Annotated in this window: 8 protein-coding genes and 1 pseudogene; 8 read left to right on the top strand and 1 reads right to left on the bottom strand. The window is 48.6% G+C overall.

Annotated features, from left to right (window positions below; all coding sequences use genetic code 11):
- Nucleotides 1-6 precede the first annotated feature (6 nt).
- The 6 genes from ACO0LE_RS06080 to ACO0LE_RS06055 all read left to right on the top strand — a co-directional run bounded on the left by ACO0LE_RS06080 (nucleotide 7) and on the right by ACO0LE_RS06055 (nucleotide 10314).
- Nucleotides 7-1710: a protein kinase domain-containing protein gene (locus ACO0LE_RS06080; RefSeq protein ID WP_422959531.1), complete on the top strand. Its 1704-nt coding sequence runs from the start codon at nucleotides 7-9 to the stop codon at nucleotides 1708-1710.
- Between the two features lie 11 nt (nucleotides 1711-1721).
- Complete coding sequence (locus ACO0LE_RS06075) at nucleotides 1722-2207, top strand: TssQ family T6SS-associated lipoprotein (protein WP_422959530.1); 486 nt, start codon at nucleotides 1722-1724, stop codon at nucleotides 2205-2207.
- Nucleotides 2208-2703: 496 nt separating this feature from the next.
- Complete coding sequence (gene aceE / locus ACO0LE_RS06070) at nucleotides 2704-5400, top strand: pyruvate dehydrogenase (acetyl-transferring), homodimeric type (protein ID WP_422959529.1); 2697 nt, start codon at nucleotides 2704-2706, stop codon at nucleotides 5398-5400.
- A 136-nt stretch (nucleotides 5401-5536) separates the two neighbouring features.
- The gene (gene aceF, locus ACO0LE_RS06065) at nucleotides 5537-6859 is read left to right on the top strand and encodes a dihydrolipoyllysine-residue acetyltransferase (protein WP_422959528.1); all 1323 of its coding nucleotides are present in this window, start codon (nucleotides 5537-5539) and stop codon (nucleotides 6857-6859) included.
- A gap of 14 nt (nucleotides 6860-6873) precedes the next feature.
- On the top strand, nucleotides 6874-8961 hold the full coding sequence (gene lpdA, locus ACO0LE_RS06060; RefSeq protein WP_422959527.1) for a dihydrolipoyl dehydrogenase: 2088 nt from the start codon (nucleotides 6874-6876) through the stop codon (nucleotides 8959-8961).
- A gap of 231 nt (nucleotides 8962-9192) precedes the next feature.
- Nucleotides 9193-10314: an HD domain-containing phosphohydrolase gene (locus tag ACO0LE_RS06055; protein ID WP_422959526.1), complete on the top strand. Its 1122-nt coding sequence runs from the start codon at nucleotides 9193-9195 to the stop codon at nucleotides 10312-10314.
- 57 nt (nucleotides 10315-10371) lie between these two features.
- Here the strand turns inward: ACO0LE_RS06055 and ACO0LE_RS06050 are convergent, their stop codons facing one another.
- Complete coding sequence (locus tag ACO0LE_RS06050) at nucleotides 10372-11163, bottom strand: substrate-binding periplasmic protein (RefSeq protein ID WP_422959525.1); 792 nt, start codon at nucleotides 11161-11163, stop codon at nucleotides 10372-10374.
- Nucleotides 11164-11563: 400 nt separating this feature from the next.
- Between ACO0LE_RS06050 and ACO0LE_RS06045 the strand changes: the two genes are divergently transcribed.
- Nucleotides 11564-12580 carry a GGDEF domain-containing protein gene (locus ACO0LE_RS06045; RefSeq protein WP_422959524.1) on the top strand — a complete coding sequence of 339 codons (1017 nt, stop codon included), beginning with the start codon at nucleotides 11564-11566 and terminating at the stop codon, nucleotides 12578-12580.
- Between the two features lie 186 nt (nucleotides 12581-12766).
- Nucleotides 12767-13605 (top strand): annotated as a pseudogene (locus tag ACO0LE_RS06040) (DUF2189 domain-containing protein).
- The last annotated feature ends 182 nt before the right edge of the window (nucleotides 13606-13787 follow it).

Below are 13787 nucleotides of genomic sequence, written 5' to 3'. Positions count from 1 at the left end.
TAAGTTTTGAACACAGAAAAAATACTCCCAGACGGCACCTCTACTGCAGCATCGGCGCATGCTCCCGGGGAGAACTGTCTCGCCATCGGTACGCGGCTGAATGATTTTGAGGTTACCGGTGTTCTGGGTGAGGGTGGTTTTGGTATCGTCTATCTGGCATTTGATCATTCTTTGCAACGTACCGTTGCAATCAAAGAATACATGCCTGGCGCTCTGGCAGGACGCACATCGGATGCAAGTGTTGTTGTACGTGCCGAGCGTTATAAAAAGACTTTCGACGCCGGTCTGAAAAGCTTTATTAACGAAGCGCGTTTGCTGGCGCAGTTTGATCACCCGTCGCTGGTGCACGTGTACCGGTTTTGGGAAGAGAATAAAACAGCCTACATGGTCATGCGTTATTACGATGGGCAGACGCTCAAGGATATCGTTAATACCAGGCCAGAAGTCATCACCGAAGACTGGCTTAAGGCGATGATCAAGCAAATTCTAGAGGCGCTGGATACCTTATATCGCGCCAAAATCCTGCACAGAGATATCTCGCCGGATAACATCATTGTGCAAAAAAATGGTGATGCGGTATTGCTTGATTTTGGTTCTGCGCGCCAGATTATCGGCGATATGACACAGGGAATTACGGTGATTTTAAAACCCGGTTATGCGCCGGTAGAGCAATATTCTGACGACTGTGAAATGGAGCAGGGGCCATGGACAGATATCTATGCTTTGGCCGCAGTCATTTATTTTACGATTGTCAAAAGCTCGCCGCCGATTTCGGTCGCACGTGTCATCAAGGATACTCTGGCGCCGTTGCAGGGACGAATTTCGTCAGGATTTACAGAACAATTTCTGATGGCGGTTGACCGCAGCCTGGCGATACAACCACAAGACCGGCCGCAGAGCGTAGATGAATTTCGTCAGTCGCTTGGTATCGGCGAGCTTGATACCTCCCGCAATGCACAGTCGAGGCGCGCCGGTGTCGATGTGGATGATGAGGTGGCGAGAATCGCCCGTATCAAAAATGCGCCCTATACGGTAGCCGCCACCTCGGCTGTTACCTCTGCCACATCGCTGTCATCGTCAGCTCAGGTAGATGGCAATCAGCGTTTGATACTCAAACCTCAGATCTTAGCGCTTGCTTTGCTCGTGCTGATACTGGCGGGTGTTGGTATTTATTTTTCTGCACGCCCAGATGCCTCAAAAGCGCGATTGCCCGTCTCTGATCGGCAGCAGCCAATTTCGCCAGCCAGCACTGGCATCGCCAATACAAGCTCTCTGCCAAAGCCAGCAGCAAGCGTACCCGAGCCGAGTCAGGAGCAACTCGCATGGTCAAAATTAGAGAACGATACTGAACTTGCGCCAAAAACGATCGCCGCATTTTTACAGCAATATCCAGATGGACAATTCGCTGACGCTGCCAGAATAAAGCTGGTTGAATTAAATAAGCTTGCCGCGCAACCGAAGCCGCTTGCCATCGCATCCGAAGAAAAAGCGATCCGTAAAGCTAACATCAAACTTGCGATCAAGCCTTGGGGTACGGTTTTTGTCGACGGCGTACAAGCTGGAGCTAGTCCGCCTTTAAAACATTTAAATCTTTCCTTGGGGAAGCATAAAATACGAGTAACGAATCCGGGATTCCCTGATTTTGTCACCGATGTCGAGGTCAAGAAAGATGTCGCCGGTAATATCGACCATGAGTTCGTTAACAAATAAGTTTGATCCACATGAACAGTATTTTTAAATTCAGTCAGCTTTGCCTGCTTTCGGTTGTGATCATGATGTCCGGCTGCGAGAGTTTGCAAAAAATAACAGCGCCACTACCACCCAAGCCAGTCGTTAAGCAAAAAGAAGTCAAAGCTGCACCGCAACCGGTGGCTGTCCCGGCGGAAGCCCCTGTAACGACTCCGCCCGTCAGTAATTACGACGCCGTTGCCTTAAAAGAGGGCTTAAGTTTATATAACGACGGCGATTACAACGGCGCGATTAAGAAGTTGAGCGGCACAGAGATATGGAGTGGACATAATAAAATCATCCAGTTAAGCGCCTTAAAAACGATGGCATTCTCCTATTGCGTCACGTCGCGGGCTCAACTATGCCGTCAGCAATTTGAGCGTGCCTTAAAACTAGATCCCAACTTTGATTTATTACCTAGCGAAATTGGACATCCTATCTGGGGCCCGGTATTTTTAAAGGCGAGGAAGGCAAAGTGAGCTGAGTCCTTTAGTTCTGTTGAATCTTATTTAATAAACTCCCTAAAAAACTCCGGTGAAGCTAATGGTGAATTGGCTTCACCGGAGTTTTTTTGTATGCGGTGCGCTGGCTTTATTTTTTCGTAGCTCCGCGCTGATCAAATGTGCGCTGAATTCCATGAGAGCATTAAGCTCGATGAGCCTGGTGAACTTTTCAGTATCTCTACGCTACTTTTACAGAGTAATCCCGCCAATAGACTTTCATTCACTCCCCCTGACGCATTGTGCCGCGCTTCTCCTATGAGTGAAGACGATTATCGTGTTGAGCCTGCTCGATATTGAAATGTTGCGCCGCACACAAAATATCACATTATGAAATCATATATCGCTATTTGAAAAATTAAAAAGTCCTGTTAGAATGCCTTCGCACACAATTAATATGATGTAGATACAAGCACTAATTTGTCGATTCGCCACCGCGCTTCGCTTCGAAAGCGCATTAACAGGAGACCGTGTTATGTCACCCCAGATAGACCAAGTTCTGGCGCAAGCCGTCAATGATCCCGATGTGATGGAAACTAACGAGTGGCTGGATGCCCTTGAATCGGTGATCGAAAACGAAGGGCCGGAACGTGCCCATTATCTGATGGAGCGCATGGTAGATCTGGCGCGTCGTCGCGGTGCCCATATTCCGTTTTCCAGCAATACCGCATATGTGAATACGATCCCGGCAGATATGGGTGAACATTGCCCGGGTAATCTCGAAATTGAAGAAAAACTGCGTTCCATGATGCGCTGGAATGCGATGGCAATGGTGGTGAAGGCTAACCGCGTTGATGGCGACCTTGGTGGTCACTTGTCCAGTTTTGCCTCGCTGGCAAATATGCTGGGAATAGGTTTCAACCATTTCTGGCATGCGCCGACGGAAGATCACGGTGGTGACTTGCTCTATATTCAAGGTCATTCTTCTCCTGGTATCTATGCACGCGCTTTCCTCGAAGGTCGTCTGACTGAAGACCAGTTGCTGCATTTCCGCCGAGAAGTCGATGGAAAGGGGCTGTCTTCTTACCCACATCCGAAACTGATGCCAGACTTCTGGCAATTCCCTACCGTATCCATGGGCCTGGGCCCGCTAATGGCTATCTATCAGGCACGTTTCCTGAAGTATCTGCATGCACGCGGCATTGCCGACACAGAGAAGCGCAAAGTCTGGGCTTTCTGCGGTGATGGTGAGATGGATGAACCGGAATCCATGGGCGCAATCGGCATGGCTGGTCGCGAACAACTGGACAATCTGGTCATCGTCGTCAACTGTAACCTGCAACGACTGGACGGCCCGGTACGTGGCAATGGCAAGATCATCCAGGAACTGGAATCTGATTTCCGTGGCGCAGGCTGGAACGTCGTCAAAGTGATCTGGGGCAGCGGCTGGGATGAATTGCTGGCGAAAGATAAAGACGGCATCCTGCAAAAAGTGATGATGGAAACCGTTGATGGCGAATACCAGAACTACAAAGCCAAGGATGGTGCCTATGTACGCGCCAACTTCTTTGGTAAACATCCAAAATTGCTGGAAATGGTCAGCAAAATGTCGGATGACGATATCTGGCGTCTGACCCGTGGTGGTCATGACCCACACAAGATTTATGCCGCATTCAAAGTTGCCCAGGAAAACAAAGGCCAGCCTACCGTCATCCTGGCGAAAAGTATTAAGGGCTTTGGTTTCGGTAAATCTGGCGAAGCACGCAATACCGCACACAATACCAAGAAGCTTGACGATGAAGCCATCAAGGCCATGCGTGACCGCTTCCAGTTGCCGATTGCTGATGCTGAACTGCCGAATATTCCTTTCTTCAAACCGGCTGACGACACGCCAGAAATGCAGTACCTGCATGCGCGTCGCAAAGAACTGGGCGGCTATCTGCCACAGCGCCGTCAAAAAGCCGACGAAGCACTGGTGGTGCCTGAACTGACCGCTTTCCAGGCAATGTTGGAACCAACGGCCGAAGGCCGTGAAATTTCGACGACGGCTGCGTACGTACGTATCCTGACAGCTTTACTGCGCGACGGCAGCCTGGGTCAGCGCGTAGTACCTATCATGGTCGATGAATCCCGTACCTTTGGTATGGAAGGTCTGTTCCGTCAGATCGGTATTTTCAGTCAGGTAGGGCAGTTGTATGAACCGGTCGATAAAGACCAGGTCATGTATTACCGCGAAGATAAAGCTGGTCAGATCTTGCAAGAGGGTATCAATGAAGCCGGTGGTATGAGCTCATGGATCGCTGCGGCGACTTCGTACTCGACTAATAACCGCGTCATGATCCCGTTCTATACCTATTACTCGATGTTCGGTTTGCAGCGTATCGGCGATCTGGCATGGGCGGCCGGCGATATGCGTGCACGTGGTTTCCTGCTGGGCGGTACAGCCGGTCGTACCACACTGAATGGCGAAGGCTTGCAGCATGAAGATGGTCATAGCCATGTATTGGCCTCCACCATCCCTAACTGCGTCCCGTATGACCCAACCTTTGCACATGAAGTGGCTGTCATCATGCACGACGGTTTGCGCCGTATGGTCACCAACCAGGAAGACGTGTTCTATTACATCACTCTGATGAATGAAAACTATAGCCACCCAGGTTTGAAAGCTGGCCAGGAAGAAGGCATCATCAAGGGCCTGTATCAGTTACAAAAAGCTGAACAGACCACCAAGCATCGCGTGCAACTGATGGGCTCAGGCACTATCCTGCGTGAAGTGATCGCTGGTGCTGAACTGCTGCAAAATGACTGGGGCATTGCTGCCGATGTATGGTCTGCGCCGTCGTTTACCTTGCTGGCGCGTGATGGCCAAGATGCTGATCGCTGGAATATGCTGCACCCGACTGCAGAACCACGCGTGCCTTACATCGCTCAATGCCTGAAAGATACGACGGGCCCTATCGTCGTCGCAACCGACTATATGCGCACCTTTGCTGAACAGGTACGTGCCTTCATACCTAAAAACCGCAGCTATAAAGTGTTGGGTACAGATGGTTTTGGTCGTTCTGATTCCCGCGCCAAACTGCGTGAGTTCTTTGAAGTCAACCGTTACTTCGTGGTCATCGCTGCCTTGAAGACACTGGCTGATGAAGGTGCCTTGTCCGCATCCGTGGTGGCGCAGGCAATTGCCAAATACGGTATCAATGCAGATAAACCAAATCCGGTTACTGTGTAATTTTACGTCTGACACCCACTAACATTTCCTGCCACTTTCATTTTTAGAGAGGGGCAGGATGAGCGTGAAGACAGAGCATAAACCTGGCTTCACCCCAACCGCCCTGTGATAGCGCAGGGCGACAATGGAGAAAACTATGAGTAGCGTAGAAGTCAAAGTACCGGATATTGGTGATTTCAAGGAAGTTGAAGTCATTGAGCTGATGGTCAAAGTCGGCGACATCATCAAGGTTGATCAGTCACTGATCACCGTAGAATCAGATAAAGCCAGTATGGAAATTCCATCCAGCCATGCCGGTGTAGTCACAGAAATTAAAGTCAAGGTCGGCGACAAGGTTGCTGAAGGTTCTTTGCTGGTCGTGGTTGATGCTGCAGCAAATGCAGCGGCGGCACCATTACCTGCGGCTGCTACGGTAGCAGCTCCCGCGCCAGTAGCGGCAACGCCTTCACCAGCGGCCCCCGCACCTGCACCTGCTCCAGTCGCAGCAGCACCAGTTGCACCTGCACCTGTAGCAACAGCAAGCGCAGGCAAAGCGCACGCCTCACCATCGATACGCAAATTTGCACGTGAACTGGGTGTCGATCTGAACCGTGTTGCCGGTTCTGGTCAAAAAGGCCGTATCACACAAGAAGACGTACAAAACTTCGTCAAGGGCATCATGGCGGGCAGTACAGCTGTTGCTGCGGTTTCTGCTCCGGCAAAAAATGGCAGTGGCGTTGGTCTCGATGTATTGCCATGGCCATCGCTGGATTTCAGCAAGTTTGGCGCGACCACGACATCGCCTTTGTCACGCATCAAAAAACTCAGCGGCCCGAATCTGCATCGCAACTGGGTCATGATCCCGCATGTCACGCAATTTGATGAAGCCGATATCAGCGACCTCGAAGAATTCCGTAAGTCTTCGAACGAAGCCCTGGTTAAATCCGGCGTCAAGTTGACCATGCTGGCCTTCGTCATCAAAGCCAGTGTTGCTGCGCTTAAAAAATTCCCGGCATTTAATTCTTCGCTTGATGCGACAGGCGAAAACCTGATCCTGAAGCAGTATTACAACGTCGGCTTTGCAGCAGATACGCCTAACGGCCTTGTGGTGCCTGTCGTTAAAAACGCAGATCAGAAAACTCTGTCGCAAATCGCTGTTGAAATGGGCGAGTTATCTGCCCAGGCACGCGATGGCAAACTGAAACCTGCTGATATGCAGGGCGCAACCTTCACCATATCTTCACTCGGTGGTATTGGTGGTACTGCGTTCACGCCTATCATCAATGCGCCTGAAGTGGCGATCCTGGGCTTGTCCAAATCCAGTATCAAACCAGTCTGGGATGGCAAGCAATTCCAGCCACGCCTGATGCTGCCTTTGTCGCTGTCGTATGATCACCGCGTCATTGATGGTGCTATGGCTGCCAAGTTCACCGCTTATCTGGCTGATGTCCTGGCTGATCTGCGTAAAACCCTGCTGTGAACGGAGACCAGACTATGAGCACTATCGAAGTCAAAGTACCCGATATCGGTGATTTCAAGGAAGTTGAAGTCATTGAATTGCTGGTCAAGGTGGGTGACACCATCAAGGTTGATCAATCACTGGTGACGGTCGAATCTGACAAGGCCAGCATGGAAATTCCATCCAGCCATGCGGGTGTCATCAAGGAATTGAAAGTCAAACTGGGCGATAAGATTGCCGAAGGTAGTTTGTTGCTGGTGGTCGAAGCTGAGGGTGCGGCGGCAAGTGCAGTGCCAGCGGCTCCCGCAGTTGCTGCTGCTCCTGCGCCAGTTCAGGCTCCCGCTGCCGCCGCGCCTGTCGCAGCAGCAACTGCTGGGCCGGTCGGTATAGTCGAAGTCAAAGTACCAGACATTGGTGATTTCAAAGAAGTTGAAGTCATCGAAGTCATGGTCAAAGTCGGCGACAGCATCAAGGTGGATCAGTCGCTGATTACCGTCGAATCGGACAAGGCCAGTATGGAAATTCCATCCAGCCATGCCGGTACAGTAAAAGAAATCAAGGTCAAGGTCGGTGACAAGGTTGCTGAAGGCAGTTTGCTGTTGCTGGTCGAAGCTGCAGGCCAAGCAGCGTCTGCTCCGGTCGCCGCGACTACTGCACCAGCAGCCCCTGCGCCAGTTGCGTCCGGTTACACCGGCAAGGTCGATGTTGAATGCGACATGATGGTATTGGGCGCTGGTCCTGGCGGTTATTCTGCCGCTTTCCGTTCTGCTGATCTGGGCATGAATACAGTACTGGTCGAGCGTTATTCCACCCTCGGAGGTGTATGTCTGAATGTCGGTTGTATCCCATCCAAGGCACTGCTGCACGTGGCCGCCGTGATTGATGAAACTGCATCCATGGCAGCACATGGCGTGACCTTTGCCAAGCCGGAAATCGATATCGACAAACTGCGCGGCTACAAGGAAAGCGTCATCAAGAAAATGACGACCGGCCTCAATGGCATGGCAAAAGCACGCAAGGTCAACGTAGTGCAGGGTGTGGGCCAGTTCCTGAGTCCTAATCATATTGAAGTCACAGCGGCGGATGGTAGCAAGAAAACCGTGCAGTTCAAGCAGGCGATTATCGCTGCGGGTTCTTCTGTCGTGAACCTGCCTTTCGTACCAGCTGATCCACGCATCGTTGACAGTACAGGCGCGCTGGAATTGCGCCAGATACCAAAACGCATGCTGGTCATCGGTGGTGGCATCATTGGCCTGGAAATGGCAACCGTGTATTCAACTCTGGGTTCACGCATTGATGTCGTTGAAATGCTGGATGGTCTGATGCAGGGCGCAGACCGTGACATGGTCAAGGTCTGGCAAAAATTCAATGAAAAACGTTTTGACAACATCATGTTGAAAACCAAAACGGTTGCCGTTGAAGCCCTACCAGAAGGTATCAAGGTGACATTCGAAGCCGCCGAAGCTGGCGCAACTGCACCCGCTCCACAAGTCTATGACCTGGTGCTGGTGGCAGTGGGCCGCAGTCCTAATGGCAAGAAAATTGCTGCCGACAAGGCAGGCGTGGCCGTGACTGACCGTGGTTTCATCAATGTTGACAAGCAGATGCGCACCAATGTGCCGCATATCTTTGCGATTGGCGACCTGGTTGGCCAACCCATGCTGGCACATAAGGCCGTGCATGAAGCCCATGTGGCAGCAGAAGCTGCAGCCGGCGAAAAAGCCTACTTCGATGCCAGCGTGATTCCATCCGTTGCTTACACCGACCCTGAAGTCGCATGGGCGGGTATGACGGAAGATGAAGCTAAGGCCAAGGGTATCAAGCTCGAAAAAGGTCACTTCCCGTGGGCAGCTTCTGGCCGTGCAGTGGCGAATGGCCGTGATGAAGGTTTCACCAAGTTGCTGTTTGATGCTGACACCAAACGCATTGTCGGCGGCGGTATCGTCGGCACGCATGCCGGTGACATGATAGGTGAGATTGCCCTGGCCATCGAGATGGGTGCGGATGCGGTGGATATAGGCAAGACCATCCACCCACATCCTACCCTGGGTGAATCGATAGGCATGGCGGCTGAAGTGTATAAAGGTGTCTGTACTGATTTACCACCGATGCGAAAAAAATAGGCTATCTGAAGTAATCGAACCATATAAAAAAACCTGAAGCGAGTATCTGCTTCAGGTTTTTTTGTTTCGATGTCGGGGTTGTCTGTCGTTAACGTTATTAACGGTACCAAAGTTGCTGAAGCATATAAATTACATCGCAGGTAAGCGATCTTTAAAGATTTACCTGATATTCTAAGTAGTCGTTATAATTTTTAAAAATATTGATTCAAGGTAATAATTTAATAAGACTACTTGAAGGGCTTGAAAATGAATGCACCGGCACATGTTGCAACATTCAGCTGTCCAGAGTTTTTGGCGATGGAAAGAACCATTATCGACGACTTTGTCGACTGTACCCGAGAGTGCTGTGAAGAGGCAGAGACTTGCGTTAAGGCGCTGAATCATGAGGGTGGAGCAGATTATATTCATCGCCTGTTCCGCTCCTTGCATTCGCTCAAGGGGAACTGTCAGATGGTTGGCCTCGCACCCTTTACAGGTTTATTGCATCGTATTGAAGAAATTTTCGCCCGCGTTCGTTCTCGCCCTGAATCGTATTTTTCTGAGCTGGGTGAGTTTTTATTAATTGCAACAGATGAAGTTGAAGATCTGCTGACAGAGTTGATTAATACTGGTCAGGCCAATAACAACAGACGGCAAAAACTCTACGATATTTGCGATGCCTTGCAAAAAAACAGCGGCGATCAATTAGATCCGCAACAATTCAAGGATGCGATTACTGCTCTTGGTGGGAAGCTTTCTGCTAAAGGCAGTGCGGCGAAATCACCCAAAATCCATCTGGAACTTCCTCCAGATATGGAGTTGATGCAAAAACTCTCATTGCAAATCGATAATCTGAGTATTTATCGCAAGAATCGCAGCGATCAGGTTGTGCAATTGATGGAGTCACTGAATGAGGTACTCGGTTTCCCGTTAGATACGGAGCAATTAAAAGCAGCTTCGCTGATGCATGATGTTGGAATGAGTTTTATCCCCCACAATATTTTTAATAAAGAAGGTGTATTGTCAAAAGAAGAACTGCGTTTCATTCAGGAACATGTCGTGACAGGCAGTCAGTTATTGCTGCGTTTTGGTGGCTGGAATGACGCGGCTCGCATGGTGCTCGATCATCATGAAAAATTTGACGGATCGGGTTATCCCAATGGTTTGGCGGGCGAAAAAATACATCTAGGCGGGCGCATGCTGGCGATCATCGATACGTTTTGTTCTGTGACGACGGAGCGTTCTGATCGCACCTACAAGAAAAGTTTATTGAGTGCGATCTCTGAGATCAATGCCAATATCCATATTCAGTTTGATCCTGCAATAGTGACGGCGTTTAACGACGTAGTACGAAAAATGATGATGAAACAATGATGCGATAGAGCGATATAGCGCCTGAAAAACAGGTAGCAGTTGTAATTCTTTGCAGGCTCAACGTGCCGGTTTAAACAGTGCCGGAAGTTCACCCGACTTGCGTCCTTTGGTGATCGCGTAATTAATCCGCTCAATTACATCGAGATTATTTTGTAAGCTGGATACGAAGTGAATATCATCAGCCAAAAAAGGTTTGTTTAATACTTTGACGGTGTAATTGATTTGTCCTGGACTGCGGATTTTTTTATCTTTGATATATTGATTTAATTCAGTTTCTAATTCTTTTGCATTGGCAGTACGCGAATTAAAAAGCAAAACATCCATGCGACCTGACAGTAATTTTTTTAGTCGCGAGCTGGTTTGTGGTTGATCTTCTTCTACTTTAAAAAAACTGCCCCGCTTGTTATCAATCTCATCTCCGTAGCGGATTCCTCTGACGATGCCGACAGATTTTCCTTGCAAGTCTTGTAGAGAATCAAATTGAATGGTAGCGTCGCTTCTTGCAACGACCCATACAAAATCCGTAAAGACAGCATCGGAAAAACGCATCGAGCTGAGGCGGTCATTATTTTTGGACAGCCCAAAACCAATGCCTTCTCCCGTTTTTACATTTTCCACCAGACGTGGAAGCGGATAGCGGCGTATCTCAAACTGAAGTTCAAGCGCTTTCTCAAAGTAGTCGATAAGTTTTTGATTTTCAGGCCGGATCGGTGCCATTTCACCGCGCTCATCTCGGGTCTCCGCTACCAGCAGAGGTAGCGTCGCAGCTCTCGGAGAACCCGATACACTCGCCAGCAATGTGAGCGATAGCATAAGATAGAAGCGATAGATCTTTTTAACTACAAACATAAAGACTGCTTCCTCAGGGTGTGCCTATTTGCCTGAATGGTAGTGGGTCAGTGTAACAAGATGGTTCGACATAGATTGATCAATGACGGGATATTCTTAATTATGTTGGTAAATTAACTTCACTCCGTAAACGACGAGACGAAAAAATAATCCTGATATGACGCTGATTCACATCATTATAAGGTTTATTCACAGTCGGTATTGACATGCGGCAATGTAAGTTATTGTTACGGCGTTGTGAAATTAGCGACTTGCTGCCTGCATGGCGTCATTGCATTGATGCATTAGCCCATAATTTCATCCATAATCAAAGTAACAAAACTCCTCCCGACCATCGGAACATAAGCTTGGTCAGTAAATCTGCGGAGTTACCTGACTGACCTTTTAATAGGCTGGAACGATGCAAAGAACTCGCGCAAGTGACCCCTCACATTTTGATTTTTCCGTCACAAAACGGAACCGGTCAAAAGAAGAATTTATCCTCCTGATGCTTTGTGCTCTGAGTATTCCCAGCATCTTACCGTTTGGGATTATTCGCCTGTTCCAGGCTAACTGGATGTTGGCGACGGTTGATCTTGCGATCGTTACCGGCATGGTTGCGATTTTCGTCTTTGTCTGGCGAACCGGTCGCGTACAGAGCGCCAGCCTGATTGTCACTGTGTTCTATTCTGCGGGTATGCTGGCAGCGATTTACCTCAAAGGTGCGGCGATTGTGTATTGGGTATATCCAACCATGATTGCTGCGTTCTTTATGTTGAAGGCAAACCATGCTTTGCTGATCAATACTTTTTCCCTGTCTATCTTGCTGTTGATTTTGAACAGACAAATGACGCTTTTCGATTTGTCCTCGATTGCGGTTACGTTAGTGCTGATTAATCTTTTTTCTTATATTTTTTCATACCGTACCAGCATTCAGCATAATGAATTAAATCAGCAAGCCGAGCGAGATTTTCTGACCGGTGTTGGTAATCGCCGCGCTTTGGATCGTGCTCTGGAAGAGTTCTCGGATACAGAGTTGGTCAGTCCTGAATCTTGTTTACTATTGCTGGATATCGATCATTTTAAGAAGGTTAACGATCAGTTCGGACACGCAGCAGGTGATCATGTACTGACAAAATTGTGCGACGTAGTCCGCACCAGATTACGTACTACTGATGGAATTTTTCGCTATGGTGGCGAGGAGTTCGTCATCATTGCCGTTGGCACCGATTTGTCGACAGCCAGTGCTCTTGCCGAAGAGTTGCGGTTGAAAATTGCGTCATCTTCATTATATAAAGATCTGACTCTCACCGTATCAATCGGGGTTGCAAAAATCACGCCTGCCGAGACTGCATCCATATGGTTTCAACGTGCCGACGCGATGTTGTACGAAGCGAAGCAAGCAGGCCGTAATACTGTCAGAGTGGCTAACGAATAGTCCTGCTAGATTTCAACAGGTTTTCCTGGGAAACATCTAAATAAATAATGCATCTTGCTAAACAAAATTTTGTAAGTAGTGCATCGTGCAGCAGCTGCTATTGTTTGTCCTCATTTTTTCCGTTGAGATTCATTCCCAAAAACGACTAAACTTCAATTATATGATCTCAAATATTGAGGAGACAATATGAGCGGGAAGATGCAAGGCAGGTCAGCCGATAGCGCGCCACCAGATATTAAGTCTGTCATTGATGCTGAATCCCCTTTTCCTCCAATAAGGCGGATCCGTATGTTGAGACCTCTGTTATGGTTGATGCTAGGCTGGAGAGATTTTCGAGCATCAGGTGGGGCCAGTATTTTTTATGGGATTTGTTTTACCTTAATGGGGGCCTTGCTCAAAGTTGTGCTGAATAAGGCGCCAGAGTATTTATCTGCATTGACTTGTGGATTTTTGCTGGCGGGGCCCTTACTGTCATTAGGTTTGTACGATATCAGCAGACGTCTGGAAAGTACCAGATCAGGTTTGTTGGGAAGCGTTTTTTCGATGCGAGGGCGATGGAGCACAATATCGGTGTGCTTGCTCTGGTATTGGCCATCATTATGATGGTCTGGGCTCGTGCTTCTCTGGTGCTTTTTGCTTTGTTTTATAACAAAGGGATGCCAACCATGCACGGATTTTTGTCACAATTATTTTCCCTGAATAACCTTGAATTTATTGCCGTCTACGCTTGTATTGGTTTTATTTTTGCCAGTATCGTATTTGCCATTACTTGGGTGTCTATTCCTTTGATGCTGGACCGAGATACTGACGCCATTACCTCCATCATTATCAGCACAGTGGCATTGTTTGTGAACGTTCCTGCGACAATCTTCTGGTCTTTTTTAATTGTCGGTCTAGTTGTGCTGAGTTTTATGAGCTGGAACCTGGGATTTTTGGTTGCTATGCCTGTCGTCGGTCATGCAACCTGGCATGCGTATAGAGAAGTTGTTGGCAAACACGGTGATCCGGCTGAGTTCCGAGAATAGCCAGAACGCGTTTCCACTTGTGAGATGAGCTTTGGTAAATACACACGTCAACAGAAAAACTAACAAATTACCTACAATTCGTTACGTTTCCAAATAGTTATGAAACATCCTTTTGTTACTGTATAGAATTGCTTGACATTGCTTGTTCTTTCAATAGGTCTGTCAAGTGCTATTCCTGCATG

This window comes from Undibacterium sp. Xuan67W (assembly GCF_049340165.1).
GTDB lineage: Bacteria > Pseudomonadota > Gammaproteobacteria > Burkholderiales > Burkholderiaceae_D > Undibacterium.
Note: the sequence above shows the minus strand (reverse complement) of the source record. Positions and strands in the feature narration are given on the sequence as shown.

What these genes read in the sequence shown, in the direction of transcription:
- ACO0LE_RS06050 (WP_422959525.1), bottom strand. Translation starts at nt 11,163, where the DNA reads ATGTTTGTAGTTAAAAAGATCTATCGCTTCTATCTTATGCTATCGCTC.
- lpdA (WP_422959527.1), top strand. Translation starts at nt 6,874, where the DNA reads ATGAGCACTATCGAAGTCAAAGTACCCGATATCGGTGATTTCAAGGAA.
- aceE (WP_422959529.1), top strand. Translation starts at nt 2,704, where the DNA reads ATGTCACCCCAGATAGACCAAGTTCTGGCGCAAGCCGTCAATGATCCC.
- ACO0LE_RS06075 (WP_422959530.1), top strand. Translation starts at nt 1,722, where the DNA reads ATGAACAGTATTTTTAAATTCAGTCAGCTTTGCCTGCTTTCGGTTGTG.
- aceF (WP_422959528.1), top strand. Translation starts at nt 5,537, where the DNA reads ATGAGTAGCGTAGAAGTCAAAGTACCGGATATTGGTGATTTCAAGGAA.
- ACO0LE_RS06045 (WP_422959524.1), top strand. Translation starts at nt 11,564, where the DNA reads ATGCAAAGAACTCGCGCAAGTGACCCCTCACATTTTGATTTTTCCGTC.